The organism is Methylobacterium cerastii (assembly GCF_022179125.1).
Taxonomy (GTDB): Bacteria; Pseudomonadota; Alphaproteobacteria; order Rhizobiales; family Beijerinckiaceae; genus Methylobacterium; species Methylobacterium cerastii.
On sequence record NZ_BPQG01000097.1, the window covers coordinates 18008 to 44716 of the forward strand.

The 26709-nt window shown below is 69.6% G+C and carries 24 protein-coding genes and 2 pseudogenes; 12 read left to right on the top strand and 14 right to left on the bottom strand.

What is annotated here, in order from left to right; all coding sequences use genetic code 11:
- Positions 1-12: 12 nt before the first annotated feature.
- The 5 genes from MFF13_RS23885 to MFF13_RS23905 are packed head-to-tail and all read right to left on the bottom strand — an operon-like array spanning position 13 to position 4144.
- A complete protein-coding gene (locus tag MFF13_RS23885) occupies positions 13-1089 on the bottom strand; it encodes an HlyD family secretion protein (RefSeq protein ID WP_373322602.1) in 1077 nt (358 codons plus the stop codon).
- Positions 1086-1280, bottom strand: a complete 195-nt coding sequence (locus MFF13_RS23890; protein WP_147729829.1) for a DUF1656 domain-containing protein — start codon at positions 1278-1280, stop codon at positions 1086-1088. Before MFF13_RS23890 ends, MFF13_RS23885 begins: the two co-directional genes overlap by 4 nt.
- 34 nt (positions 1281-1314) lie before the next feature.
- Positions 1315-3348: an FUSC family protein gene (locus MFF13_RS23895; protein WP_238273117.1), complete on the bottom strand. Its 2034-nt coding sequence runs from the start codon at positions 3346-3348 to the stop codon at positions 1315-1317.
- Positions 3345-3785, bottom strand: a complete 441-nt coding sequence (locus MFF13_RS23900; RefSeq protein WP_147830271.1) for a DUF4345 domain-containing protein — start codon at positions 3783-3785, stop codon at positions 3345-3347. The genes MFF13_RS23895 and MFF13_RS23900 overlap by 4 nt, the downstream gene beginning before the upstream one ends.
- A 59-nt stretch (positions 3786-3844) precedes the next feature.
- Positions 3845-4144, bottom strand: a complete 300-nt coding sequence (locus tag MFF13_RS23905; RefSeq protein ID WP_147762014.1) for a hypothetical protein — start codon at positions 4142-4144, stop codon at positions 3845-3847.
- A 243-nt stretch (positions 4145-4387) separates the two neighbouring features.
- On the opposite strand from MFF13_RS23905, the gene MFF13_RS23910 reads away from it, so the two are divergent.
- Positions 4388-5023, top strand: a complete 636-nt coding sequence (locus MFF13_RS23910) for a glutathione S-transferase N-terminal domain-containing protein (protein WP_147751196.1) — start codon at positions 4388-4390, stop codon at positions 5021-5023.
- Positions 5024-5078: 55 nt separating this feature from the next.
- Here the strand turns inward: MFF13_RS23910 and MFF13_RS23915 are convergent, their stop codons facing one another.
- Positions 5079-5585, bottom strand: a complete 507-nt coding sequence (locus tag MFF13_RS23915) for a DUF2147 domain-containing protein (RefSeq protein ID WP_147830268.1) — start codon at positions 5583-5585, stop codon at positions 5079-5081.
- 231 nt (positions 5586-5816) lie between these two features.
- Here MFF13_RS23915 and ndk point away from each other — a divergent pair, with 231 nt between their 5' ends.
- A complete protein-coding gene (ndk, locus tag MFF13_RS23920) occupies positions 5817-6239 on the top strand; it encodes a nucleoside-diphosphate kinase (protein ID WP_147726086.1) in 423 nt (140 codons plus the stop codon).
- Between the two features lie 178 nt (positions 6240-6417).
- Positions 6418-6780 carry a hypothetical protein gene (locus MFF13_RS23925; RefSeq protein ID WP_147830266.1) on the top strand — a complete coding sequence of 121 codons (363 nt, stop codon included), beginning with the start codon at positions 6418-6420 and terminating at the stop codon, positions 6778-6780.
- Between the two features lie 52 nt (positions 6781-6832).
- On the opposite strand, the gene purN is transcribed toward MFF13_RS23925, so the two are convergent.
- The gene (gene purN, locus MFF13_RS23930) at positions 6833-7489 is read right to left on the bottom strand and encodes a phosphoribosylglycinamide formyltransferase (RefSeq protein WP_147830264.1); all 657 of its coding nucleotides are present in this window, start codon (positions 7487-7489) and stop codon (positions 6833-6835) included.
- Complete coding sequence (gene purM / locus MFF13_RS23935; protein WP_147830262.1) at positions 7489-8556, bottom strand: phosphoribosylformylglycinamidine cyclo-ligase; 1068 nt, start codon at positions 8554-8556, stop codon at positions 7489-7491. The genes purN and purM overlap by 1 nt, the downstream gene beginning before the upstream one ends.
- Before the next feature lie 180 nt (positions 8557-8736).
- Between purM and MFF13_RS23940 the strand changes: the two genes are divergently transcribed.
- The 4 genes from MFF13_RS23940 to ppx all read left to right on the top strand — a co-directional run bounded on the left by MFF13_RS23940 (position 8737) and on the right by ppx (position 14758).
- Positions 8737-9828: an AI-2E family transporter gene (locus MFF13_RS23940; RefSeq protein WP_147830260.1), complete on the top strand. Its 1092-nt coding sequence runs from the start codon at positions 8737-8739 to the stop codon at positions 9826-9828.
- A 46-nt stretch (positions 9829-9874) separates the two neighbouring features.
- Positions 9875-10600 (top strand): P-loop NTPase family protein, encoded by a 726-nt coding sequence (locus MFF13_RS23945; protein WP_147830258.1) that lies wholly within the window; start codon positions 9875-9877, stop codon positions 10598-10600.
- A gap of 142 nt (positions 10601-10742) precedes the next feature.
- Complete coding sequence (locus MFF13_RS23950) at positions 10743-13106, top strand: RNA degradosome polyphosphate kinase (RefSeq protein ID WP_373322603.1); 2364 nt, start codon at positions 10743-10745, stop codon at positions 13104-13106.
- Between the two features lie 110 nt (positions 13107-13216).
- Entirely contained in the window at positions 13217-14758 is a 1542-nt protein-coding gene (gene ppx / locus MFF13_RS23955; protein ID WP_238273118.1) for an exopolyphosphatase, read from the top strand.
- A gap of 39 nt (positions 14759-14797) precedes the next feature.
- Here the strand turns inward: ppx and MFF13_RS23960 are convergent.
- Together MFF13_RS23960 and MFF13_RS23965 are read right to left on the bottom strand one after the other, a co-directional pair.
- Positions 14798-16243 (bottom strand): annotated as a pseudogene (locus MFF13_RS23960) (acetamidase/formamidase family protein).
- Between the two features lie 64 nt (positions 16244-16307).
- Positions 16308-18638: an NADP-dependent malic enzyme gene (locus tag MFF13_RS23965; protein WP_147830252.1), complete on the bottom strand. Its 2331-nt coding sequence runs from the start codon at positions 18636-18638 to the stop codon at positions 16308-16310.
- Between the two features lie 54 nt (positions 18639-18692).
- Here MFF13_RS23965 and MFF13_RS23970 point away from each other — a divergent pair, with 54 nt between their 5' ends.
- Positions 18693-19313, top strand: coding sequence for a CatB-related O-acetyltransferase (locus MFF13_RS23970; protein WP_187273700.1), 621 nt, complete (start codon positions 18693-18695; stop codon positions 19311-19313).
- Positions 19314-19396: 83 nt separating this feature from the next.
- A complete protein-coding gene (locus MFF13_RS23975; protein WP_147751207.1) occupies positions 19397-19666 on the top strand; it encodes a DUF3297 family protein in 270 nt (89 codons plus the stop codon).
- Here MFF13_RS23975 and MFF13_RS23980 read toward each other — a convergent pair.
- The 4 genes from MFF13_RS23980 to aspS all read right to left on the bottom strand — a co-directional run bounded on the left by MFF13_RS23980 (position 19618) and on the right by aspS (position 23805).
- Positions 19618-19974, bottom strand: coding sequence for a hypothetical protein (locus MFF13_RS23980; protein ID WP_147830250.1), 357 nt, complete (start codon positions 19972-19974; stop codon positions 19618-19620). The genes MFF13_RS23975 and MFF13_RS23980 overlap by 49 nt on opposite strands.
- Positions 19971-21050: an acyltransferase family protein gene (locus MFF13_RS23985; RefSeq protein ID WP_147830247.1), complete on the bottom strand. Its 1080-nt coding sequence runs from the start codon at positions 21048-21050 to the stop codon at positions 19971-19973. The genes MFF13_RS23980 and MFF13_RS23985 overlap by 4 nt, the downstream gene beginning before the upstream one ends.
- Complete coding sequence (locus MFF13_RS23990; RefSeq protein WP_238273119.1) at positions 21047-21916, bottom strand: glycosyltransferase family 2 protein; 870 nt, start codon at positions 21914-21916, stop codon at positions 21047-21049. The genes MFF13_RS23985 and MFF13_RS23990 overlap by 4 nt, the downstream gene beginning before the upstream one ends.
- Before the next feature lie 74 nt (positions 21917-21990).
- Positions 21991-23805 (bottom strand): aspartate--tRNA ligase, encoded by a 1815-nt coding sequence (gene aspS, locus MFF13_RS23995; protein ID WP_147751211.1) that lies wholly within the window; start codon positions 23803-23805, stop codon positions 21991-21993.
- Positions 23806-24036: 231 nt separating this feature from the next.
- Between aspS and rnd the strand changes: the two genes are divergently transcribed.
- From rnd to MFF13_RS24010, 3 genes and pseudogenes are all read left to right on the top strand, one after another.
- A complete protein-coding gene (gene rnd, locus MFF13_RS24000; RefSeq protein WP_238273120.1) occupies positions 24037-25191 on the top strand; it encodes a ribonuclease D in 1155 nt (384 codons plus the stop codon).
- A 143-nt stretch (positions 25192-25334) separates the two neighbouring features.
- Positions 25335-25622: a hypothetical protein gene (locus tag MFF13_RS24005; RefSeq protein WP_238273121.1), complete on the top strand. Its 288-nt coding sequence runs from the start codon at positions 25335-25337 to the stop codon at positions 25620-25622.
- A gap of 691 nt (positions 25623-26313) precedes the next feature.
- A pseudogene (locus MFF13_RS24010) lies at positions 26314-26709 on the top strand (PQQ-dependent dehydrogenase, methanol/ethanol family); the annotation flags it as partial.

The following is a 26709-nucleotide window of genomic DNA, read 5'->3' on the forward strand; positions in this document are numbered from 1 at the left end:
CGGTCCGCCTTGTCACCGGCGGTCGGCGTCGGCCTCCCGCGTGGCCGGCGGATCGCCAGCGAGGCGACGGCGCAGGTCCATGAACCAGGCCGGCGGCGGTGCGCCGCCTTCGCCCACCACCACGGTCGCGGTCATGCCGGCCACCAGCGGCACCCCCGGCGGCACGTGCGCGATGCGGATGCGCACCGGCACCCGCTGCGCGAGCCGCACCCAGGTGTAGACCGGGTCGACGTTCGGCAGCCCCTGCGTGCTCGCCGCGGCGTTCGCGGTGGAGATGCCCTGCGTGATGCTCTCGACCGTGCCGCGCAGGTGGTTCGAATATCCCATCAGCGCCATCTCGGCCGGGTCGCCGACATGGATGTTCGCCATCTTGGTCTCCTCGAAATAGCCGTCGACCCAGAACGAATCCGTGTCGATGACCGAGATGTTCGAGGTGCCGGTGGTGGCGTAGTCGCCGGCGCGCAGCAGCAGGTTCGTGACCCGGCCGTTCACCGTCGATTTCACCTGCGTGCGCCCGAGGTTGGTCTTGGCCTGCGAGAGCTGCGCCTTCGCGGTCTCCAGGGCCGCCTCGGCGATCTTGGCCGTGCCGGCATATTGCTGCTTCTCCTCGACGGAGGTCGAGACCGTGGTCAGCGCCTGGCGCCGGGCCGACTGGGCGTTCTTCACCGAGAGGTCGGCCTCGCGGTTCTTCACCTCGGCTTCGCCGGAAGCGACGTTCACCTCGAAGTCGAACGGGTCGATGACGTAGAGCACGTCGCCGCGCTTCACGCTCTGGTTGTCCACCACCCGCAGCTCGACGATCTGCCCCGAGACCTGCGGCGCGATGCTCGCCACCTGGACGCGCACCCGGCCGTCGCGCGTCCACGGCGCGGTGACGTAGTACGACCACACCACGGTCGCGGCGAGGAACGCCAGCACCAGGATCACGCCGGTGGCGGCCAGGCGAAACACCTTGCCGATGCGGCCGCCGCGCGCACGGGCGGGACGGTCGTCGGCCAGAGCCGGCGGATCGCCGCGGGGGGCCGCGGCATGGTCGCTCCCAGCCCGGTCACCGTTCGAGGCCTTGGGGTCGTCTTCGTCGGCCATCACAGCAACACGATCAGGAGGGCGAGGACGCAGACGTAGATCCCGGCCTCGGCGAGCGGCGGGTTGGCGACGTAGCGGCTGAAGCGGATGCGCGCGAAGACGAAGCGCAGCGCGATCAGGATCGCGAAGGCGCCCAGCGCATAGGCGACGAAGGGCGAGACAAGGATCCCGCCGATTTGCAGTTCATGACGCATCGTCGCCTTCGAGACCCTCGCGAAACCCTTCGCCTCAGAAACCCGGCATGTCGAGCCGCACGAGGAAGCGCCGATGCCGCTCGATAACGCGCGCGGCCGCCACGAGATCGGCGGCCGCGCGCGCGACCGTCATGCGCGCGCCGCGGTCGTCCGCGGGCGCGGCGCGCAGGAGGTCGCGGGCCGCGTCCTGCAGGCGCCAGGCGTCGCCGCGCGCGAGCGCGTCCCGGCCCTTCGCCACGGGATCGCGCATTCCCGCGGTCCCGTCTAGCAGCCGCATCTGTGCGTGGGCGCGGGCGGCGGCCGATTCCAGCTGCGACAGGGCGAAGGCGTGGACCATCGCCATCCGGCGCACCGCGCGGCTGCCGGAGGTGTAGCCCGCGAACTGGAACAGCCGGTCGGCGTTCAGGCTGGTCCGCGTGGTCGCGTCGCCGCCTTCGCCAGCCAGGGCTTCGGCGAGCGCGCGCTTGGCGGAATCCAGCGCGAAGGCGCGATGCTGCGAGGGCGAGATCGGCAGGACCAGGCGCACCGCGAGGAACAGGATGATCGCCGCCGCGATCACCAGCGCGACGTTCATCAGGTAGGTCTGCGGATCGTAGCTCTGCGGATTCTCCGGGGCGATCAGCACCGGCGTAAACACCAGCGCGATGAAGCCGATGCCGAAGGTCGACTGGTTCAGCGACAGAAAGCAGGCGACGAAGACCGGCACGATCATCGCGATGGCGAGCAGCGGGAAGCCCTGGTTCCCGTTGAGGAAGGCGAACAGCACGATGCCGGCGAACAGCGACGCCAGCGGCATGCCGATCAGCACGCCGACGGCGAACTTCTTCGGGTCCGGGGCGGTGGACGACAGCGCGCAGGTGGAAGCCACCTGCACCAGCGCGAACGAGGTCTGCGGCAGGCCGGACAGGATCATGAAGGCGGCGGTGAGCCCGAAGCCGATCGCCACCCGCAACGCCGCGCGCAAGGCCACGGGGAAGTCGCGGTGCGTCGGGAGCTTCACGTCGCGCAGCGGCACGTGGCCGTCGGCGAGCGCGCGCACTCCGTCGTCCGCGAAGGTCGCGGCGTTGACGAAGTCGAGGCAGCGCTGAAGCGCCACCAGCTCGTCGAGGGGGCGGCGCCCGTCCCGGACCGCCTCATCGACGAGGTCGCGCAGCCTCGCGTCGATCCGGTCGAGGCGTGCGGCCTCCGGTTCGCCGACGCCGCCGCCGGAAACCTCGCGGCACAAGCCCAGCGCCTCCTCCACCGCCGGGCTCGGATGGCGAAGCGCCGCCGCGGCGTTGACGGCGGCGCGGCTCGCTGCCGCCATCACGTAGAGCGCCGCGATCGCGCTGCGGGATCCGGCCGCGCGATACGGGCCGTCGTCGAGCTCGCCGGCGATGGCGCTGGCGTCGGCGCGCATCGGCGCGATCGTGCGGATGAGGGCTGCGGTGCGTAGGGGCCCGGGATCGCCTGACGTGAACGCCTCGTGGGCGAAGGCCTTGGTGCCGTCGTAGGCCGACGACAGGGTCGGCAACAGCGTGCGCCACGTGCTGGGAGAGGCGAGAGCATCGTTGATGAAGGTGATCGTGACGATCGCCACCGTGATCGCCGCAAGCCGCCCGACCGCCGCGTCGAAGGTCGTCTGCGGCGCATCGATATGCGCAAGCGCGATGATCGCGACGGTATAGCCCGAGAGCATCGCACCGTAGGCGCGGGTGTCCTGCAGGTACTGGGCGGTGAAGACGCAGAGCCCGATCCACACCGAGAAGGCGACGAGCAGCGTCACGCGGTCCTGCGCGAACAGCGCCATGAACACGATCGCCACGATGCCGCCGACGACGGTGCCGAGGAAGCGGTAGGCCGCCTTCGAGATCGCCTGCCCGCGCTTGGGCTGCGCCAGGATCGCGACGCCTGTGGCGGCGGACGACGCGCTGTCGAGCTGCAACCAGAACGCGGCGTAGAGCGCCAGCATCATCGCCAGCCAGATCCGGAAGGCGAAAGCCCAGGCGGCCGGCTTCGGCACGATCGCGTCGAGCCGGTCGATCGCGCGGTCGAGCCACGGGGCGCGCCGGGTGGCGGCCGCGCTCATCGCAGGCGCGCGCCGGGCGCGGCGGCTGTGCCGAGGACCGCCTCGGCGTCGCGCGCCCGTCCGGCGATCCGCGCCTGCCACAGGCACAGCGACGGCGTGACGCCGAGCTCCATGCCCAGCGCCGCCAGCATCGTCAGCGACGGGACGCCCGTGAGCCACAGGCCGAGCAGCCGCGCAAGCCCACCGAGCACGACGACGAGGGTCAGGAACCGGAACAGGCGTCCCTTGTCCTCGATCCCGGGGACGCAGGTGAGGAACAGGATGCCGACGCCGGTAAGCAGGCCGGAGAGATAGCGGAAATGGCTGTCCGCGGAGATGTTGGGCACGCCGCCCTCCATCCCGTTGATGCCGAAGACCACGCCGTACAATCCGGCGGCGACCGGCACGATCGCCGCCACCGCCACCACACGCTGAAGCGCCTGCCGTTCCGTCATCATGCCGTTCGGTTACGCGTGGGCACCCGGACGCACAACCCGCAGAGCGGGCGGACGATCCGTCAGGCCTTCTCACCCTTCAGGCGCTTGTTGCACTTGCTCCAGTATTGCGGCCACTTCGGCCCCTGCGACACCTTCTCGGCGTCGGCCAGCGCACGCCATTGGGCGCCGCAGGTCTTCTGGCGCTGGCGCGCCGCCGTCTGCCCGGCGCTCGGCGTCGCGCCCGGCTTGGCGGCGGGCGTGGCCGGCGCCGCCATCGGGGTCTCGGTCGGCTTGGCCGCGGGCGCCTCCTTGGCCGTGGCCGGCTGGGCCAGGGCCAGCGGGACAGAGAAGGCGGCGATCGCGAGGAAACGGGCGAACATGACGGCGGACCCTCCGTGGCGGCCCATCGAATCCCGATGCGGCGAACCTCACACCATCACAGCGGCAAGCGCGCCCGGGAACAAGGCCGTGCGCCTCCGCACCAACAGCCGCCGGCCCCGCCTCTCGAAATCGTGAGTGGTGGCCTGGCGCTCTTGAGTACGCGGCGAGTTCCGCGGTAGCTACCGTCGGCAGCCGAGGCCCGTCGTGTCGGCTGGCCGATCCGGCGAGAGCGAAGGCAAGCGATGGCGGCCGTGACCGGCAAACCGATCGACCTCCACACGTGGAGCACGCCGAACGGCTGGAAGATCCCGATCATGCTGGAGGAGTGCGGCCTACCGTACCGCGTCGTGCCGGTCGACATCGCCAAGGGCGAGCAGATGGCGCCCGCATTCCTTGAAATCTCGCCGAACAACAAGATCCCGGCGATCGTCGATTACGACGGACCCGGCGGCGAGCCGGTCTCGATCTTCGAGTCGGGCGCGATCCTGCAATATCTCGGGCGCAAGACCGGCCGCTTCTACCCGACCGACGAGCGCGCCCGCGTCGCGGTGGACGAGTGGCTGTTCTGGCAATGCGCCGGCTTCGGGCCGATGCTCGGCCAGACCCACCATTTCAAGATCTACGCGAAGGAGAAAATCCCCTACGCGATCGAACGGTTCACCGCCGAGACCAATCGCCTCTACGGCGTGCTCGACCGGCGGCTCGCGGACCGCGAGTACCTCGCCGGGGACTATTCCATCGCCGACATGGCGACGGTGCCTTGGGCGAAGTTCACCGGAAAGCAGGGCGTCGACCTCGGCACGCTGCCGAACGTGAAGGCGTGGCTCGACCGTGTGCTGGCGCGGCCGGCGGTGCAGCGCGGGTTGGCGGCGATCTAGCGTCGTCGGGCGGAGCACCCACCATGATGCAGGGTCCGCGCGAGGCAGCTTCGGCCTATTTCGCGGCGGGCTTGGCCGGCTTCTGCGGCGCCGCCTCTGACGCGGTGTTGGCGGCCTGCTGGTTCACGTCCGGAACCTTGGTCCAGGTCTGCGAGCCGCACAGCACCTTGAGCAGGCAGCCGGAGACGGACAGCTCCGAGGCGTTCTCGCGCTCGAGGCTGACCTGATAGATCTTGCCTTCCTCGATGTTGTAGATGCTGCCCGAGAACTTCGCCTCGTCGGGCTGCAGCCCCTCGATCAGCGGCAGGCCGAGCACCGGCCGCGAGCGCTTCTTCGGATCGGGGTTCTTGATGTCGGTGCGCGGCGTGCCGGCCTCCGTCGTGGCCACCTTGAGCCAGACCACCTTGCCGCAGACCTGCGCCTGGCCGGCGCCGCAGCGGTCGATCCGGATCTTCGCGCGGCCGTCCTCCGTGAGCCAGGTGCCGGAGGGGTCCTTGCCCGCGTCGGCGTGAGCCGAGGCGAGACCGGTGAGGAGGAGGGCGGAGGCGAGGGCGAGACGCATGTGGCTTAAGCTCCGAAGGCTGGCGCCTGACGGCGCGGGGCGGGTGGAGTTCGTGGCGACACTGAAGCCTTCGCATTCAGGCGAATTTTCGGCAGTGTTGCAGCCACGCCATGGCCGAGCTTGATTCGGCGTCGGGTTGAGGGCGGTGGGCGCCCCCGCTATAAGCCCGGCGCGAAAGCGATTTTCCCGGCCGCCTCAGGGCGGCTTTCTTTTCTCCCGAACGGACTGACCATGGCCACCGAGCGCACCTTCTCCATCCTGAAGCCCGACGCGACCAAGCGGAACCTCACGGGCGCGGTCAACGCGGTCATCGAGAAGGCGGGCCTGCGGATCGTCGGCCAGCGCCGCATCCAGATGAGCCAGGCCCAGGCCGAGAAGTTCTACGAGATCCACAAGGAGCGCCCGTTCTTCGGCGAGCTCGTGACCTTCATGACCTCCGGCCCGGTGGTCGTTCAGGTGCTCGAAGGCGAGAACGCCGTGGCGAAGTACCGTGAGGTGATGGGCGCGACGAATCCGGCCCAGGCCGCCGAGGGCACCATCCGCAAGACCTTCTCGGAGTCGGTCGGCGAGAACACGGTCCACGGTTCGGATAGCGCCGACAACGCCAAGATGGAGATCGCGCAGTTCTTCCAGGATTCCGACATCGTCGGCTGAAGATCACGCGGACATCTCGGCCGAGGGTGGTCGCCGGAGCACACCGGCGACGCCTTCGACCCTGTCGAATGCCACACCGCCCGGAATGGAGGGCGGTGTGGCCGCACCGCCATTGACGAAGCGTGCGGCCAAAGAGTCCAACGGCATCGGATTTCCCGATCTCGCCAACGGACCTGCCATGACGACCCGCCGCCTGTCCCTGATCGCCGCCGGCCTGCTCTCGCTCGCCGCGACCGCCGCCCTCGCCAGCGGCTCCTCCGCGCCGTTCGAGCAGTACCAGCCCGATCCGGCGCTGCGCACGGCGCCGAAGGCGAACCTCGAAGGCCGCGTGCGCCACGCCTGCGCCGTGGTGCAGGCCCGCCTCACCAGCGCGCCGGAAGCCTCGCTGGAGCGTCCCTGCGGCTGCTACGCGAAGCAGACCATGCGCTCGCTCGACGAGTCCGAGATCGAGGCCTACCGCGCCACCGGCTACTTCAACGATTCCGCCCGCGCCAAGGCGCTGAACGCCCTCGACGCGTGCAAGCTGCAGCGGCCGGTCTGACGACCGAGCGCACGATCTGCCTCCCTCGCAGAAGCGGGGAGGGAAGAGCGGTTCAGAGGCTCAACAGGGCCGCGTCGGCGGCAGCACCGTCGTCCTCGATCACCACGCGATCGCCCTGCAGCCGCGCCCCGCCGCCTGCCACCAGGGCGAGCGCCGCGGGGTAGAGGCGGTGCTCCTGCACGATCACCCGCGCGGCCAAGCTGTCGGGGTCGTCGCCGGCGCGCACCGGCACCGCCGCCTGCGCCACGATCGGGCCGGCATCGAGTTCCGGCACCACGTAATGCACCGTGCAGCCGTGGAGGCGGACGCCGGCGGCGAGCGCCTGCGCGTGGGTGTGCGTGCCCTTGAACAGCGGCAGCAGGGAGGGATGGATGTTGATCATTCGTCCGGCCCAGGCCTCGACGAAGCCGGCGGAGAAGACGCGCATGAAGCCCGCTAGGCACACCAGCTCGACCCCGGCAGCGCGCAGCTCCGCATCGAGGGCGGCGTCGAAGGTCGCCCGGTCGGGGAAGGCCCTGTGGTCGATGGCGTGCGCGGTGATGCCGACGGACCGGGCGTGAGCGAGGCCGGCGGCGTCCGGCCGGTTCGAGAGCACTAGCACGATCTCGGCCGGATAGCCCGGCGCCTTCGCCGCCTCGATCAGCGAGACCATGTTCGAGCCGCGGCCCGAGATCAGGATCGCGACGCGGGTCTTCGGCTTCGTCGCCATCAGAGCGCGAGGCGGCCGGTGAAGGTCACGGGCTCCGCGCCGCGGGCGGTGATGGCGCCGAGCCGCACCGGCGCCTCGCCGGCCTCGCCGAGCGCCTTCGACACCGCTTCGGCGCGATCTTCCGCGACGACGAGCACCATGCCGACGCCGCAGTTGAAGGTGCGCAGCATCTCCGACTCGGCGACGCCGCCCTCGCGCGCCAACCAGCCGAAGACCGGCGGCGGGCGCACCGCGTCGAGGTCGATCGCGATGCCGACGTCGTCGGGCAGCACGCGGGGCAGGTTGTCCGGGAAGCCGCCGCCGGTGATGTGGGCGAGCGCCTTGATCCCGTCCGTGGCCTTCAGCACCGCGAGCAGCGGCTTCACGTAGATCCGCGTCGGCTCGAGCAACGCCTCGCCCAGCGTCTTGCCGGTGGCGAAGGGCGCGGCCGCGTCCCAGGCCAGGCCGGTGCGCGCGACGATGCGGCGGACGAGCGAGAACCCGTTCGAGTGCACCCCGGAGGAGGGGAGGCCGAGCACCACGTCGCCGGCGCGGATACCGGGCTTCGGCAGCAGCGTGCCGCGCTCGGCCGCGCCGACCGAGAAGCCGGCGAGGTCGTAGTCGGCGCCGTCGTAGAGGCCCGGCATCTCCGCCGTCTCGCCGCCGATCAGCGCGCAGCCGGCCTGCCGGCAGCCCTCGGCGATGCCGCGGACGATGTCGGCGCCGACGCCCGGCACCAGCTTGCCGGTGGCGTAGTAGTCGAGGAAGAACAGCGGTTCGGCGCCCTGGACGATGATGTCGTTGACGCACATCGCCACGAGGTCGATGCCGATCGTGTCGTGCCGGCCGGTCTCGATCGCGATCTTCACCTTGGTGCCGACGCCGTCGTTGGCGGCGACCAGGATCGGATCCTTGAAGCCCGCGGCTTTCAGGTCGAACAGGCCGCCGAACCCGCCGATCTCGGCGTCGGCGCCGGGCCGGCGCGTCGCGCGCACCAGCGGTTTGATCGTCTCGACCATCGCGTTCCCGGCGTCGATGTCGACGCCTGCATGCGCGTAGGTCAGCCCGTTCGTGGTCTCGGCCGTCATCGGCGTCCCGTCCTGTGGTCCGCGGATGCTTTAGCCGAGTTTCGCGCCGACCGAACCCGTCGGCTCACAAGAAAACGACCCACCCGGATCGGTTCCGTGCCCCGTCGGCGGCGCCGGCAGCCTTGACCGTGCGGAGACGCCTTCCCACTGTCTCCGCTCTGTCGGGTGGGGAGGACGTCGATGCGCGCGAGGGCTGTGATCGGTCTGGCGGTGCTCGTCGCCCTCGGAATCGTCGTCTACCTGCTGCGCGAGGTGATGCTGCCGTTCGTCGCCGGGATCGCGCTGGCCTACCTGCTCGACCCCCTGGCCGACCGCCTCGAACGCCTCGGCCTCGGACGCCTGACGGCGAGCCTGCTGATCCTGGCGATGTTCGTGGCCGGCCTGATCGTCTCGCTGCTGATCGTGGTGCCGCTCGCCGCCAACCAGGTCGCGGCCCTGGTCAACAGCCTGCCCGGCATGATCGGGCGGCTGCAGGGCATCATCGCCGAGCGCGCCGGCCCGGTGCTGCAGCGGCTCGGCGGCGCCGACGTGGTCAACGAGCTGCAAGCCTCGGTGGGGACGCTCGCGACCCAGGGCGGCGCGTGGCTGCTCGCCTTCCTCAAGTCGATCTGGTCCGGCTCGCAGGCGGTGATCTCGCTGGTCTCGCTGCTGGTTGTGACGCCGGTGGTCGCATTCTACATCCTGGTCGACTGGGACCGGATGATCGCCACGCTCGACACCTGGGTGCCGCCGCGCCACCGCGCGACGGTGCGCCGGCTCGCGGCGCAGATCGACCGCGCGATCATCGGCTTCGTGCGCGGGCAGACGCTGGTCTGCCTGATCCTCGGCACCTTCTACGCGCTCGGCCTGTGGCTCGTCGGCCTGAACTTCGGCGTCCTGATCGGCCTGATCGCGGGCTTCCTCACCTTCATTCCCTACGTGGGCACGCTGACGGGCTTCCTGCTCTCGGTCGGCGTCGCGCTGGTTCAGTTCTGGCCCGGCTCGGACTGGCTGCATCTCGGGCTGACGGTCGGGGTGTTCCTGGTCGGCCAGTTCCTGGAGGGCAACGTGATCGCGCCCAAGCTCGTCGGCGAATCGGTCGGCCTGCATCCGGTTTGGCTGATGTTCGCGCTGCTCGCCTTCGGCTCGCTGTTCGGGTTCCTCGGGTTGCTCCTGGCGGTGCCGGTGGCGGCTTCGATCGGCGTCCTCGTGCGCTTCGCGCTCTCGCGCTACCTGCAGAGCCGGCTCTACCATGCCGAGCAGCCGGTGCTGATCGAGGTGCCGCGGGCCTGAGCGGGACGCTTGACTGTCGGGCCGGCAGGGTCACCCTGAACGCCGCATGCGCGAGAACGCCCCCCCGAAGCAGCTGGCCTTCGACCTTCCGCTCGATCCACGCTACGGCCGCGAGGATTTCCTGGTCGGCACGGCCAACGAGGCCGCCTACGCGTCGATCGAGGCCTGGCCTGATTGGCCGGACACCGTGCTGGTCCTCACCGGGCCGCCGGGAAGCGGCAAGAGTCATCTCGCCTCGATCTGGGCGACGCGGGCCCATGCCTGGACCGTGTCGGCCGCCGACGTCACCGCGGAGGCGGTGACCCACTGCGTCTCGAACGGCGCCCTGGTGATCGAGGACATCGACCGCCCCGGCCGCGACGAGGCGGCCCTGTTCCACCTGCTCAACCTCGCCCGCGAGCGCAAATGCCCGGTGCTGCTGACCAGCGGCGCGGCGATCGACCAGATCGGGCTGACCGTTGCGGACCTGCGCTCGCGCCTTCGGCTCGCGCCGGGTGTCGCAATCCGCGAGCCCGACGACGCCCTGCTCCGCGCGGTGATGGTAAAGCTGTTTGTGGATCGGCAACTGGTTGTGGATCTGCGTGTGATCGACGCCCTGGCGCTCCGCATCGACCGCTCGCTCGGACGGGCGCGGGAGGTGGTGGCCGAACTCGATCGCGACGCCCTCGGCCGCGGCCGCCGCATCACCCGGCCGCTGGCGCTGGCGGTGCTCGAACGCCTTGGCATCGCCGAAGGCGGCGAGGACGGCGAAGAGGACGGCGAGGACGACTGAGCGCGACGCATGGGCGGCGGTCGGCGCGCTTCGGATGCGAGGGTCGCGTGCCGACCGTCACGGCAATGTCGCATTCCGGCGGACCACCCATGTTAGGGACGCCGCGACAGGCGGCAGGTGAGGAGTGGCAGGGTTGTCGGATATCGAATCGAACGTGGACGCCCTCGATCGCGACCGGACGGACGACGTCGTCGAGGCCGGCGACGAGGCGACGCCCAAGCGCACCGTACGGCGCGCGCCGCCCGCCCGCGCCCCGCGCCGAGCCGCAGCCTCCGACACCGCCGGCGACGAGTGGCCGACAGCCGCCGAGATCCCCGAGCCGCCCAAGGCCGACGACGACAAGGCGGCGCGCGAGACCATCCTCGAAGCCGGCCGTGCCCTGCGGAACTCGCCCGAGCGCTTCGTCAACCGCGAGCTGTCCTGGCTGCAGTTCAACCGGCGCGTGCTGGAGGAGGCGGCCAACACCTCGCATCCCCTGCTAGAAAAGCTGCGCTTCCTCTCGATCTCGGCCAACAACCTCGACGAGTTCTTCATGGTGCGCGTCGCCGGCCTGATCGATCAGGTCCGCGCCGGGCTGACGCTGCCGTCGCAGGACGGCCTGTCGCCGTCCGAGCAGCTCGCCCGCATCGGCACCGGCGTCTCCAAGCTCGCCGAAGACCAGCAGGCGCGCTGGCGGGCTTTGCGCGAGGAGCTCGACGGCGTCGTCGCCCTCGTCGAGCCCGACGCGCTGCGGCCGGAGCACGCGGCGTGGCTGGAGGAGTACTTCCTCAACCACGTCTTCCCGGTGCTGACGCCGCTGGCGATCGACCCGGCCCACCCGTTCCCGTTCATCCCCAACCTCGGCACGACCATCGCGCTGATGCTGACGCGGCCGCGCGACGGGCGGGTGCTGCGCGCACTGATCCGCATGCCCGGCGTGCTCGACCGGTTCGTGCGCCTACCGGCGATCGAGGACGACACGGTCGCGCGCTTCATCGCCATCGAGCAGGTGATCGTGCTGTTCACCGGCCGCCTGTTCCCAGGCTACCTCGTGAAGGGGCAGGGCGCCTTCCGGGTGATCCGCGATTCGGATCTCGAGATCGAGGAGGAGGCCGAGGACCTCGTCCTGCATTTCGAGACCGCGCTGAAGCAGCGCCGCCGCGGCATCGTCATCCGTCTCGAGGTCGAATCCGGCATGCCGGAGGACCTGCGCAGCTTCGTCTGCGACGAGCTTGAGATCGGCGCGGACGCGATCTTCATCGTCGAGGGCATGCTGGCGCTGAACGAACTGTCGCAGATCGTCGGGATCGACCGTCCCGACCTCAAGTTCAAGCCCTACAACCCACGCTTCCCGGAGCGCATCCGCGAGAGCGGCGGCGACGTGTTTGCGGCGATCCGCCAGAAGGATTTCTGCGTCCACCACCCTTACGAGTCGTTCGATTCGGTGGTGCAGTTCCTGGCGCAGGCCGCCCGCGACCCGAACGTCGTCGCGATCAAGCAGACGCTGTATCGCACCTCCTCCAACTCGCCGATCGTCGCGGCGCTGGCGGAGGCGGCCGAGCTCGGCAAGTCGGTGACGGCTTTGGTCGAGCTGAAGGCGCGCTTCGACGAAGAGGCCAACATCCGCTGGGCGCGCAACCTCGAGAAGGCCGGCGCGCAGGTGGTGTTCGGCTTCGTCGAGCTGAAGACCCACGCCAAGCTGTCGATGGTGGTGCGGCGCGAGGGCGACAAGCTCGTTACCTACTGCCACGTCGGCACCGGCAACTATCACCCGATCACCGCGCGCATCTACACCGACCTGTCGTTCTTCACCGCCGACCCGGCGGTGGCGCGCGACGTGTCGCGGATCTTCAACTTCATCACCGGCTACGCCGAGCCGGCGCAGCTGGAGCGGATGTCGGTCTCGCCGCTCACCGCCAAGGCGCGGCTGCTCGCCGACATCGAGGCGGAGGCGGCGCATGCCAAGGCCGGGCGCCCGGCTGCGATCTGGATCAAGTGCAACTCGCTCGTCGATGCGCAGGTGATCGATGCGCTCTACGACGCCTCTCAGGAGGGCGTGCAGATCGACTGTGTCGTCCGCGGCATCTGCTGCCTGCGGCCGGGCGTTCCGGGCCTCTCTGAGACGATCCGCGTCAAGTCGATCGTCGGGCGCTTCCTGGAGCACGGGCGCATCTACGCCTTCGGCAACGGCGTCGGGCTGCCCCACCCGAAAGCGACGGTCTACATCTCCTCGGCCGACCTGATGAGCCGCAACCTCGACCGCCGCGTCGAGTCCCTGCTGCCGATCAGCAACCCGACGGTCCATCAACAGGTTCTCGACCAGATCATGCTGGCCAACCTCCTCGACAACCGCCAGAGCTGGCGTGTACTGGCATCCGGCGGCGCCGAGCGTATCCACCCCGCCGAGGGCGAGGAACCGTTCAACGCGCACAAGTACTTCATGACGAACCCGAGCCTGTCCGGCCGCGGCAAGTCGTCGAAGAAGTCGAGTCCGCGGGCCCTCAGCCGTCGCGCACAGCGGGGCTGATCGTCCGGCCGCCGGACGGATACATGGATCGGGCGGCGCGGATCGTGCCGCCGGATCGGTCAGACGTGCGTTCGACGCAGCCGGTCGGTATCATACAGCGAGGTCGTTGCTTGGGTCCCCATCGCGCCAACCTCACGCTCGCCCATTCCGCCGATCGGGAGCCGGCCTTGGTCAACGCGCCCGTCGCGATCATCGACATCGGTTCGAACTCGGTCCGCCTCGTGGCCTATGACGGCCTGAGCCGGGCGCCGACGCCGCTCTACAACGAGAAGGTCCTGTGCGGGCTGGGCCGCAACGTCCTCACCACCGGCCGCCTCAACGACGAGGCGGTGCGCCGGGCGCTGGCCGCACTCGCGCGCTTCCGCGTGCTCTGCGAGACGATGCGGGTCGGGCGCCTCTTCGTGCTCGCCACCGCGGCTGCCCGCGACGCCTCGAACGGCCCCGCCTTCCTCGAGGCGGCGGAAGCCGCCTGCGGCACCCGCATCGAGCTCCTGTCCGGCCGGCGCGAGGCCGAGCTGTCGGCGCTCGGCGTGGTGTCGGGCTTCCATGCGCCGGACGGCGTGGTCGGCGACCTCGGCGGCGGCTCGCTGGAACTCGTGGACGTGCGCGGCGCGGTGGTCGGGCAGGGCGTGACGATGCCGCTCGGCGGGCTCGCGCTGCAGGACCTCTCGGGCGGCTCCCTGAAGAAGGCCGGCAAGATCGTGCGCGAGCACATGAAGAAGGCCGCGCCGCAGCTGGAGACGCTCCGCGGGCGCACCTTCTACGCCGTCGGCGGCACCTGGCGGGCGCTCGCCCGCCTGCATCAGGCCGCGCGTCAATATCCCGTCCACGTGATGCATGGCTACACTGTCGAGCCGACTGACGAGCTGAGCTTCCTTCAGGTGGTCGAGCAATCCGACGCGGCGACGCTGCAGGACGTCGAGGCGATTTCGGAAGCGCGCCGCCCGCTGCTCGCCTACGGGGCCGTGGTGCTGGAGGAGATCATCCGCGTCGGCCGGCCGCGCGAGGTCGCGATTTCGGCCTCGGGGGTGCGCGAGGGCCTGCTCTACGAGCAAGTCGACCGCGACACCCGCGCGCTCGATCCGCTGCTCGCCTCCTGCGCCGAGCTGAACCAGCTTCGCGCGCGCTCGCCGCGCCACGCAGACGAGCTGATCGCCTGGACCGACCGGTTCGTGGCGGCGCTCGACGGACCGGAGACCGCCGACGAGCGCCGGCTGCGGCATGCCGCCTGCCTCCTGTCCGACATCGGCTGGCGGGCGCATCCCGACTACCGCGGCGAGCAGAGCATCGCGATCATCCAGAACGCGGCCTTCGTCGGCATCGACCATCCCGGCCGCGGCTTCCTTGCCCTGGCGATCTACTTCCGCCACGAGGGCGTCGCCCCGGAGAAGGCCAACCCGATGCTGCGTGCGCTCGCTGGGCCGCGCCTGTTCGAGCGGGCCCGCCTCATCGGCGCCCTGCTGCGGGTCGCGTTCCCGATGACCGCCGGGATGGAGGGCGCCCTGCGCCGCATGCCGCTCACGATCGAGGACGGCCGCGTCATACTGAGTCTGCCGCCCGAGTGGGACGCTTTGAATGGCGACCGCCTGCCTAACCGCGTCCGCGGCCTCGCCCGCATCGTTGGGCTCGAAGGGCGCGTCCGCGTCGGGTGACGCGCCGGTAGATGCGCGGGGTGAGCGCCGAGCAGCCGTTCAAACCGTTCGCTCGGCGAAGATCGCCTTCTTGACGATCGCGTGGACGCCCCAGTTGCCGTCCACCACCTGGGTGATGCCGAAATCGACTGCGATCGACATCAGCGAGATCGCCTCGTCCTCCGTCAGCCCCTTCGCGTGCATCAGGAACTGCCGCATCTTGCGGAAGGCGTCGCGCATGGCGAGGTCGATCGAGGATTTCTGGAAGATGGCTTCCTGCGCACCGGCGCCGAGGTCCTTGAGATAGTTCGGATAGCTGAAGCCAGAGAGGACCCACTCGTCCCTGGTCTCGATCATCGGAAAGTCGAGGCTTTCGAGGGCGGTGCCGGCGAGGTCCTGCTTCTTGTGCAGCACGAACTGGAACGTGCCGGTCAGCGAGCACTCGATCGCGGTGCCGCAGAGTTCGGAATCGCCCTGGCTCGCATGCGGGTCGCCGACTGAGAACAGCGCACCCGGCACGGCGACCGGATAGTACATCGTCGCGCCCTTGCCGATGCGCCAGTTGTCGATGTTGCCGCCGGTGTAGCTCGGTGGAATCGAGTTCACCATGTCGGCTTCCGCCGGCGCCAAACCCATTGTGCCGAAATGCGGCCGGATCGGCACGCGGATGCCCTTCAGAACATCGAAGTTCCGGTCGGTCTTGGTGTGATCGACCAGCAGGCCTGGATAGTCGATCGTCGGATGCGCGATTCCGTTCGGATCGGTCACGCCCGGCCAGCGAAAGCTGTAGACGGCCTTCGCCCAATCGCGCGTCCCGGTCACGTCGACCTCGTAGATGGTCACGACCTCGCGCGGCTTTTCGCCCGTCAGAAGGTCCTTGTAGTGGTAGCCCCACCAGGCGGCGGCGTTGCTTCCGAAGGCGAGGCCCTTGAACTTCGGGTTGGCGCAAGGGCCCGGCGTGACGTCGAGGATGCGGACCTCCAACACGTCGCCGGGCTCCGCGCCGCGGATCGCCACCGGGCCGGTGCAGATGTGGACGCCGAGGCCGCCGCCGGGACCGAGCTTGGCATCGTCGGGGCCTGCGCCACGCCGCGCGACGCCCTTCTTGTCCTTGGTCTAGAGGTAGACGCTCTCGGCGCCCGGATCGCCCTGGATCATCCGCTCGGAATCGTCGCTGGCCTGGTGCGTCAGCGTCTCGATCGTAACGAAATCGCCCGACGCGATCTCGACCTGCGGTTTCAGGTTCTTGCTGAAATAGCCCCAATGCACCGTGTCGGCGTTGGCCGGCAGCATCTGGTGCGTCGCCTGCCGCGGCCCGCGGCCCGCACTGGTCTGAGCGAGGGCCGGCGTGACCAGCGACAGGCCACCGGCGGCAAGGGCGACCGCGCCGCCCGTCGCGACGAACCCGCTCTTTAGGAAGGCGCGGCGTTCGGGCGCGAGATCCCCGAGGAAGCGGCGGCGATGCTCGGCGAACGCCGCGCAGTTCGGATCGTCACCCTGGCACATCGTCTCGGCCCACACGGTTTCAGTGGGACCGGACGATGCAAGGGGATTGCCAGGCTCGCGCCGGTTACTCCGAGATCATCCCAACGCCGGGCTCGGCCGAGTCGAGCTTCTGCTCGTCGCCCGCCTGCGCCTCCACCACCGCGGCGGTGGTGACGTTGACGATACCCCGCGCCGTCACCGACGGTGTGAGGATGTGGGCGGGCTTGGCCGGGCCGATCAGCAGCGGGCCGACGGGGAGGGCGTCGGCCAGCACCTTGGCGAACTGGTAGGCGATGTTGGCCGCATCCAGGTTCGGGAAGATCAGCACGTTGGCCGCGCCCTTCAGCGGCGAGCCGGGCAGCACCCGGTCGCGAACGATCTCCGAGAGGGCGGAATCCGCCTGCATCTCGCCGTCGACCTGGAGGTCGGGCGCGCGCTCGTGGATCAGACCGAGGGCGGCCCGCATCTTCATCGCCGAGGGCGTGTCGGACTGACCGAAGTCGGAATGGCTCAGCAGCGCGATCTTGGGGGTGATGCCGAAGCGCGTGACGTGCCCGGCGCAGGCGACGGCGAGCTCGGCGATCTCCTCGGCGCTCGGGTCCTGGCGCACATGCGTGTCGGCGAGGAAGTAGGCGCCCTTCTTGGTAACGATCAGACTCATCGCGGCGCATTGCGTCACGCCGGGCAAGAGCCCGATGACGTCGCGGATGATGCGCAGGCGGGTCTCGAACCGGCCTTCCAGCCCGCAGATCAGCGCGTCGGCCTCGCCGCGGCGCACGGCGATGGCGCCGATGATCGTGGTGTTGGTGCGCACCAGCGTGCGGGCGGCGTCCGGCGTGATGCCCCGCCGGCCGGCGATGTCGAGGTAGGTCTGGACGTAGGAGCGGTAGCGCGGATCGTCCTCCGGATCGATCAGCTCGAAGTCGCGGCCCTCCTGGATCGACAGGCCGAAGCGCTTGAGCCGGGTCTCGACCACCCGCGGCCGGCCGACGAGGATCGGTTTTGCGACGCCGTCCTCGACAATGGCCTGGACCGCGCGCAGAACGCGCTCGTCCTCGCCCTCGGCGTAGATGACCCGCTTCGGGTTTTCCTTCGCCTTCGAGAACAGCGGCTTCATGATGAAGCCCGAGCGGTGCACGAACCGGTCGAGGGACTCGGCGTAGGCTGCGATGTCCTCGACCGGACGGCCGGCGACGCCGGAATCCATCGCCGCCTGCGCGACGGCCGGCGCGATGCGCAGAATCAGCCGCGGGTCGAAGGGGCTCGGGATCAGCGAGCGCGGCCCGAACGGGCGCGCCTCGCCGCCATAGGCGCGGGCGACCACGTCGGAGGGCGTCTCGCGGGCGAGCGCCGCGATCGCCTTCACGGCGGCCTTCTTCATCTCCTCGTTGATCGAGCGCGCGCCGACGTCGAGCGCGCCGCGGAAGATGTAGGGGAAGCACAGGACGTTGTTGACCTGGTTCGGGAAATCCGAGCGCCCGGTGCAGATCATCGCATCGGGGCGCTTCTCCTGCGCGAGGTCGGGCATGATCTCGGGATAGGGGTTGGCCAGCGCCATGATCAGCGGCTTCTCGGCCATCTTCTCGAGGTACTCGGGCTTGAGCACGCCCCCGGCCGAGAGGCCGATGAAAACGTCGGCGCCGGGGATCACCTCGGCCAGCGTCCGCGCCTCGGTCTCCTGCGCGTAGATGTCCTTCCACCGGTCCATCAGCTCGGTGCGACCCTTGTAGACCACGCCCTTGATGTCGGTGACCGTGATGTTCTCCCGCGTCGCGCCGAGCGAGACCAACAGGTTGAGGCAGGCCAGAGCCGCCGCGCCCGCGCCCGAGGTGACGATGCGGACGTCCGACAGCTGCTTGCCGGCGAGTTCCAGCGCGTTGAGGACGGCGGCCGCGACGATGATCGCTGTACCGTGCTGGTCGTCGTGGAAGACCGGGATGTTCATCCGAGCGCGGCACTGCTCCTCGACCTCGAAGCACTCCGGCGCCTTGATGTCCTCGAGGTTGATGCCGCCGAAGGTCGGCTCGAGCGAACACACGACATCGACGAGCTTGGCCACGTCGAGCTGGTCGACCTCGATATCGAACACGTCGATGCCGGCGAACTTCTTGAACAGGACGGCCTTGCCCTCCATCACCGGCTTGGACGCCAGCGGGCCGATGTTGCCGAGGCCGAGCACCGCGGTGCCGTTGGTGAGCACCGCCACGAGGTTCTGGCGGATCGTGAGGGTCGCGGCCTCCTGCGGGTCGGCGGCGATGGCCTCGCAGGCGGCGGCGACGCCGGGCGAATAGGCGAGCGCCAGGTCGCGCTGGTTGCCCAGCGGCTTCGTCGCCTGGATCTCGAGCTTTCCGGGCCGCGGAAGGCGGTGGTAGACGAGAGCCCCCGACTTGAGATCCTCGGACATGTTGTCGCCCATGGCCCATTCTCCCTCGATCAGGCGGGTGCGCCCTCCGGCATCGACCCCCTCCACATGAAGGCCCTGTTGCACCGGCTGCGCAGCGGGCGCAACCCGAACAACGAGACGCGAATCCACCTGGAAAAGCTGGTACGCGCCTACGGATTCTCCATCGGTGCCTATTCCTACGGGCTGCCGAAGGTGCGTTTCGCCGAATCCGGCCGGAGGCTGACGATCGGCCGCTATTGTTCCATCGCCGACAAGGTCGAGATCCTGCTCGGCGGCGACCACCGGCTCGACTGGGCCTCGACCTATCCATTCGCGGCGATGCGCGGGCTCTGGCCCGGGGCCGACGCGCCGGCCGACTACCACGCCTCGCGCGGGGACGTGTCGATCGGGCACGACGTCTGGCTCGGCTCAGGCTGCATGATCCTGTCGGGGGTCACGGTCGGCCACGGCGCGGTGGTGGCGGCACGCGCTGTCGTCGCCCGCGACGTGCCGCCCTACGCGGTCGTCGCCGGCAACCCGGCGCGGGTGGTGCGAACCCGCTTCGACGAGGCGACGGTCGCGGCCCTCGTCGCCTGCGCCTGGTGGGACCTGCCGCACGCCACGGTGGCGCGCCTGGTGCCGCTTCTCCAGAGCGGGCGCATCCCCGAGCTTGTCGAAGCCGCCCGCGCCGTTGCGCCGCCTGCCTGAATCCCTTACCCGCGGGCCGATCGTCTTCGCGAGGCCGTCCTCGCAAGCGCGCCCATTGCAAGTCTTCGCCGAAGGTCCGCCCGATGTCACAGACGCCCCCCGACCGCCTCGCCGTGAACCCGAACAGCCCGTTCTACGACGAGACCGTTCTGGAACGCGGCATCGGCATCCGCTTCAAGGGCGTCGAGAAGACCAACGTCGAGGAATATTGCGTCAGCGAGGGCTGGGTTCGGCTGAGCGCCGGCAAGACGCTCGACCGCGCCGGAAACCCGATGACGGTGAAGCTAAAGGGCCCGGTGGAGCCCTATTTCCGGGATGCCGCGCCCGAATCCGAAGCTGCCCCCGAGGCCTGAGCCTCCCGTCGGCCGCGCGCGAGGTCGAAGTCGCGCAACGTACCGGCCACCAGGGCCGCGACCTGCTCGGGGCTGCAGGCGTCGCGGACCACGAGGCTCGCGAGCACGTCGGTGCGGCGCTGCCGCTGCTTGGCCGTCCGGGCGTGGTTCGACAGTCGCAGGGCGAAGGCGCATCCTTCGCGCTGCAGGTACAGGCTGTCGCCGCGCTCGTTCCGCGCGACGACATGGAACCCGTGCTCGGCGAGCAGTCGGGCCGCGTGGTCGAGCGCTGCGAGCGGCGGGAGGCGACGCGGGGCCTGCCCGCTCACGGGCCCGCCGGCTCGATGGTGCCGAGCGTCCGCCGCCCCAGGGTCCGCGTCTTCAGCCGCAGCGCCGGGCGCTCGATCGCGTACCAGGAGGCCGCCGCCACGGGAAACGTGAGCGCCAGCGCCGGCAGCAGCAGCGGCAGCGCGGAGATTCCGGGCCAAAGCGCGTGCAGGCTCTGCTGCACCGGCCAGCCGTAAAGGTAGATTCCGTAGGACAGGTCGGCCTTCGGGTCGAAGACCTTGCGGGCGAGCCACGGCGACAGGCCGAGCCAAATCGTGCCGTAGCCTTCCGCGACGAACAGCAGCGCCCGGTAGAACGGCCCGTGTCGCACCAGGAGGCAGGCGAGGCCCAGGATCGCCACGGGCACCGCCGACAGGCGAACGACCTCCCGCGCGGTGTAGAGCGCCGCGCCGACGGCGAAGATCAGCGGCAGGCGCAGGGCCGTCTCGAGGCCCTTGGGCAGGTCGGGCCGCGTCGCGTCGGCGACGAGCAGCGCCAGCGCGAAGCCGGCGACGACGAGGGGCGCGATCCAGCGTGAACGCAACGCCCCGAGCAGCCCGGCGCCGACGACGCCGAGATAGCAGAGCACTTCGTATTTCAGGGTCCAGACCGTGCCGAGCGGGCTGCGATACGGGTTGTCGGTGAAGACGCCCGGCAGCGACGCGTTGCTTTTGAAGGTCGTCAGCGTGCCGCGGACGAAGCGCCAGACGCCGCCGTCGCGAAGGTACTCGACGAGGGGCAGCGTGCTCATCGCGGCGCCGAGCACGAGGGAGACGACCAGCGTCGCCGCGATGAGGCCGGGCAGGATGCGCAGGGTCCGCGAGATCAGGTAATCGACGAGGCCGCGCCGGTCGAAGCTCATCGCCACGAGGAAACCCGACACGGCGAAGAAGCCGTTCACGGCATGCTCGCCGAGGGTGAAGCCGGTCGCGCGCGCAAGCGGCTCGTCGAGGGCGTTGCCGCTGGTGACGCTGAAGGCGTGCGAGACCACTACCGCGACCGCCAGCACCAGGCGAAGCCCGGAGAAGCCGTTATGCGGGCGCGCCAATGCCTCGGCGACGGTCGGCGCGCGGCTCATTCGAGGCCCTCGCGAGCCAGCGCGGTGTGCCCCATGAGCGCGGCCCAGGCGCCGGCGGCCGATCCGCCGTAGCGCTCGAAGCCTGAGCGTCGCAGGATCAGCACGGACAGAAACGCCTTGAGAACGTTGGCGACGAGGCTAGGGAGGATGGGGTCGGCGAGACCGTATTTGCGGGCGACGTAGGCGCGCGACCACGCCTGGTGCCAGCGGGTGCGGAACACCCGTCCGCGCTCGGGCGCCGAGGAGCGCCCGCGCCCGTGCAGGACCTCGGCACCATGCACGTGGACGAGTGCTCGTCCCGCGTCGGCGACGCGGCGGCAGAGGTCGTCGTCCTCGTAGAACAGGAAGATCCGTTCGTCGAAGCCGCCGAGCGACAGGAAGAACCCGCGCTCGATCATCAGGCAGGCGCCGGACAGGAACGGCGCGCAGGCGTCGCCCGAGGGCAGGTCTCGGCGCCCACTCGGGTTGTTGAGGTAGGGCGCCAGCAACGAGCGCGGCTGGTAGAAGAACCGGCCGTCCGGCTCGACGATCCGCGGGGCGAAGAGCCCGGCTTCCGGCCAGCGTTCGGCGGCAGCGAGCAGGGCGTCGGCCGCGCCCGGCCGCAGGGTGACGTCGGGGTTGAGGATCAGGACGTAGCGGGCCTGCGCGGCGGCACGGATCCCGCGGGTGTTGGCGCGGCCGTAGCCCTCGTTGCGGCCATTGCGGACCACCTGTGCGCCGGCAGCCTCGGCGATCTCGACCGAGCGGTCGCGGCTGGCGTTGTCGACGACGATCGCCGGGACGTGCTCGGCCGCAAGCGCCGAGAGGCAGGCCGGCAGGGCCTCGGCGCTGTCATGCGCGACGACGACCGCGACGAGGCTCGCCACCTAGCGGGCTCCATGCAGGACGCGCGTCTCCCGCCCTCCTCTATGGGGGAGGGGGGAGGAAGACGCGCGGCGCGTCACGCCTTCTTCTCGGGCAGGTTCAGACGGATATGCAGCTCGCGGAGCTGCTTCGGCGTCGCCTCGGAGGGGGCGCCCATCATCAGGTCCTCGGCGCGCTGGTTCATCGGGAACAGCACGACCTCGCGGATGTTCGGCTCCTCGCAGAGCAGCATCACGATGCGATCGACACCCGGTGCGATGCCGCCGTGCGGCGGGGCGCCGAGGCGAAGCGCGTTGAGCATGCCGCCGAACTTGGCTTCGAGCACATCCTTGCCGTAGCCGGCGATGGCGAAGGCCTTCTCCATGATCTCGGGCTTGTGGTTCCGGATCGCGCCCGACGACAGCTCGATGCCGTTGCAGACGATGTCGTACTGGAACGCCTTGATGTCGAGGATCTTGGCGTCGTCGCCCTCGCCCAGCGCCAGGAAGGCGTCGTGGTCGAAGTTCGGCATCGAGAACGGGTTGTGGGAGAAATCGATGTGCTTCTCGTCCTCATTCCACTCGAACATCGGGAAGTCGGTGATCCAGCAGAACGCGAACTGGTCCTTGTCGGACAGGCCGAGGTCGTCGCCGATGCGGATGCGGGCCTTGCCGGCGAGCGCCGCCGCCTTGGCCTCGGTGCCGGCGGAGAAGAACACCGCGTCGCCGGCCTTCGTCCCGGTCTTCTCGGCGATCCGCGTCAGGATCGGTGCGGGGATGAACTTGGCGATCGGCCCCTTGCCGGCCAAGGCGCCGTCGACCTCCTCGAACACGACGTAGCCGAGGCCGGGCGCGCCCTCAGCGCGGGCGAAGTCGTTGAGCTTGTCGAAGAACGAGCGCGGCTGCGTCGCGGCGCCCGTGGCCGGGATCGCGCGGACCACGCCGCCGGACTTGATCACGCCCTTGAACGCCTTGAACTCCACCGCGTCGTCGGCGAACTCCTCCGTCACGTCGGCGATCAGCAGCGGATTGCGCAGGTCGGGCTTGTCGACGCCGTACTTGAGCATCGCGTCGGCGTAGGTGATGCGCGGGAACACGTCGGTGACGCGCTTTTCGCCGGCGAACTCCTTGAACACCCCGTGCAGCACCGGCTCCACCGCCTGGAACACGTCCTCCTGGGTGACGAAGCTCATCTCGATGTCGAGCTGGTAGAACTCGCCCGGCGAGCGGTCCGCGCGGGCGTCCTCGTCGCGGAAACAGGGTGCGATCTGGAAGTAGCGGTCGAAGCCGGCGATCATCGTCAGCTGCTTGAACTGCTGCGGCGCCTGCGGCAGCGCGTAGAACTTGCCCGGGTGCACGCGCGACGGCACGAGGTAGTCGCGGGCCCCCTCCGGCGACGACGCCGTCAGGATCGGGGTCTGGAACTCGAAGAACCCACCCTCGCGCATGCGCCGGCGGAGCGAATCGACGATGGCGCCGCGCTTCATGATGTTGGCGTGCAGCTTCTCCCGGCGCAGGTCGAGGAAGCGGTAACGGAGGCGGGTCTCCTCCGGGTATTCCAGGTCGCCGAAGACCGGCAGCGGCAGCTCGGCGGCCGCACCCAGCACCTCGAGCTCGTCGATGTAGACCTCGACCGCGCCGGTCGGCAGCTCGGGGTTCTCGGTGCCGGCCGGCCGGGTGCGGACGCGCCCGTCGAGGCGAACGACCCATTCCGAGCGCACGGCGTTCGCCGCCTTGAAGGCCGGCGAATCCGAATCGACCACGCACTGCGTCAGTCCGTAATGGTCGCGCAGGTCGATGAAGAGCACGCCGCCGTGGTCGCGGATGCGGTGGCACCAGCCGGAGAGACGGACCGACGCGCCGACGTCGGATGGGCGGAGCGCCCCGCAGGTATGGGTCCGGTAACGGTGCATCGCAAAACCTTGGGATTGAAGCGCGGCACCATTCACGCGAGGGGGGCGAAGTCAAGCAGTCGGGCGCGGGTCCGCTGCGGCTCGACGACGCGAAGCACTCGCGGCACGGATGCGTCCACGCGAAGGCAGCGGAAGATATCAAGAGAGTCGGTGCAAGAGTGTGGGCGCAAGAGAACGGATAAGCCGGCACCCGGCTCCCCTTTGCAAAAAACCTCCGATATAGCCGGAGGCATGGATCTGATCAGTACGACGCAGGCGCTCCGCGAAGCCTGCGACCGCCTCGCCGCGCAGAGCTTCGTCACCGTGGACACGGAGTTCATGCGTGAGACGACCTATTATCCCAAGCTCTGCCTGATCCAGATGGCGGCGCCGGACGGGACCGGCGTGCTGGTCGATCCTCTGGCCGAGGGCATCGACCTCCAGCCCTTCGTCGACCTGATGGCGGATGAAGGCGTGGTGAAGGTGTTCCACTCCGCCCGTCAGGACCTCGAGATCATCTGGCTGATGGGCGGGCTGCTGCCGCAGCCGTTCTTCGACACGCAGGTCGCGGCGATGGTCTGCGGCTACGGCGACTCGGTGTCCTACGAGCAGCTGGTCAACGTCGTGGCCAAGGCCAAGATCGACAAGTCCTCGCGCTTCACGGACTGGTCGCGGCGACCGCTCTCCGACGCGCAGCTTTCCTACGCCCTGTCGGACGTAACCCATCTGGTGACGGTGTACGAGAAGCTCGTCGCCGACCTCGTCCGCGACGACCGCGGGCAGTGGCTCGACGAGGAGATGGCGGTGCTGACCTCGCCCGACACCTACCGCGCCGACCCGGCCCAGGCCTGGCGCCGCCTGTCGGGCCGGATGCGCAAGCCCCGCGAGATCGCGGTGCTGATGGAGGTCGCCGCCTGGCGCGAGCGCGAGGCGCAGACGCGCAACGTGCCGCGCGGGCGCATCCTGAAGGACGAGGCGGTCATCGACGTCGCCACCTCGGCGCCCCGCAGCGTCGAGGCGCTCGGCCGCCTGCGCTCGATCCCGGCCGGCTTCGAGCGCTCGCGCACCGGCACGGACATCCTCGCGGCCGTCGAGCGCGGTTTCGCCCGCGACACGGCCGAGATCGCCTTGCCCGAGCGGGGGCGCGGCCGCAGCGGCGGCAACGGCGCGCTGGTCGAATTGCTCAAGGTGCTTCTGAAAGCCGTGTGCGAGACCGAGGGCGTCGCGCCCAAGATCATCGCCACGGTGGACGACCTCGAGGCGGTGGCCGACGACGACGACGCCGACGTGCCGCTGCTCCAGGGCTGGCGTCGCGAGTTGTTCGGCAGCAAGGCCCTCGACCTCAAGCACGGCCGCCTCGCGCTTTCAGCCGAGGGCGGGCGGATCGTCGTCCGGACGCTTACCTGAACCTTCGTCGCGCCCGGGCCCTTACGGCCAGCCTCCAGAGACATCGTAGCGCGACGTCATCGGCGAGCCCGTGACACGGGTCGAGGCCGGGACTAAACGGCAATGCCTTTGCCGAAACGTCCCAGGGCCGCACGTCGCATCCGATGCACGAACCCAACGAAGTCCTCCAGACGCTGACAGGGCGGGGCACCGTCTCGGCGGAGGGCTGCGGCACCGTCCGCGTTCGCTACCGAGTGGTCGTGGAGCGGCGAGACTCGACGGTGACCGCGCATGGCAGCCTGCACGGAAGCCATGCGGGCCTGCGTCCGATCTGGCTGACGCCCGACTCCACCCTTCGCCTGAAGACGGGACGGTCTTTGGCGATTTCCATCACCGACCTCGTCGGCGACACCGCGGAGTTCGAGAGTACTGGGCCGGTCGGGCCTCTTTGAGGGTCTAACCCGGTGTTGTGGCCAGGTGCGCGATGGTGGTGCCGGAGTCGGTGCAGCCCGGCACCCGATTCTCGCAGCCGAGGGAAGCATGAAAGTGCATTCGATCGCGCACCGATCGACGAGGATGCGGCGAGAGCGCGCAGAAACGGCAGAAAATCGTCAACCACACTGCTCGGTTCTTCGATCGGTAACCCGATGCGGGTTTTGCGCTGCATCCGGCTCTCATGCAGGCGACAACACGGGATGGTGATGGAATGGGCAACGCACCGTGCGCTGGACGCATGAAAAACCGGGAGCTAGAAAAGATAGCCGCAGTGCGCGCATGTGTTTCGCTCTGAAAGCGAAGCAAAGCCTCGCACGAGCATCCGCCATTGTGCGATGCACAACGATATTTTGCGCTGCATCATCGGCCCAGCACTTCACGAGAGGGGTGCGGCGACTTGCGCACAACCCTATGGCCGACGGCACAACCGAGTTGACGACGCTCAAAAATCTCTTAGAGTTCGTTCAAGCTTCGGTTTCGAGGGGGCCGCCTCAGGGATGGCGGTCTCTGGCTCGACGACCCTAAAGGCGTCGATTTCCCGCCCGCTATCGAAGCATATCGATCCCTGTCGCAAAGAGTCAGGTCAGGTCTTCACGTCGCGATCTGCGTCGCGCCGCGTCGGCATCAAGACTTGTCGGAGGAACACACATGAGAGCGGTCCATCTTCTCGCCCTGGGCGCCAGCATGGCGGTTGCCAGCCCGGCGTTCGCGAACGAAGACCTGATGAAGCACCTGGCGAACCCCGCCGAGCAGGTTCTTCAGACTGTCGACTACGCCAACACGCGCTATTCCAAGCTCGACCAGATCAATGCCGGAAACGTCAAGAACCTCCAGGTCGCCTGGACCTTCTCGACCGGCGTGCTGCGCGGCCACGAGGGCTCGCCGCTCGTCGTCGGCAACATGATGTACGTCCACACCCCCTTCCCGAACATCGTCTACGCGCTCGACCTCGACCACGAGGCCAAGATCGTGTGGAAGTACGAGCCCAAGCAGGACCCGTCGGTGATCCCGGTGATGTGCTGTGACACGGTCAACCGTGGCCTG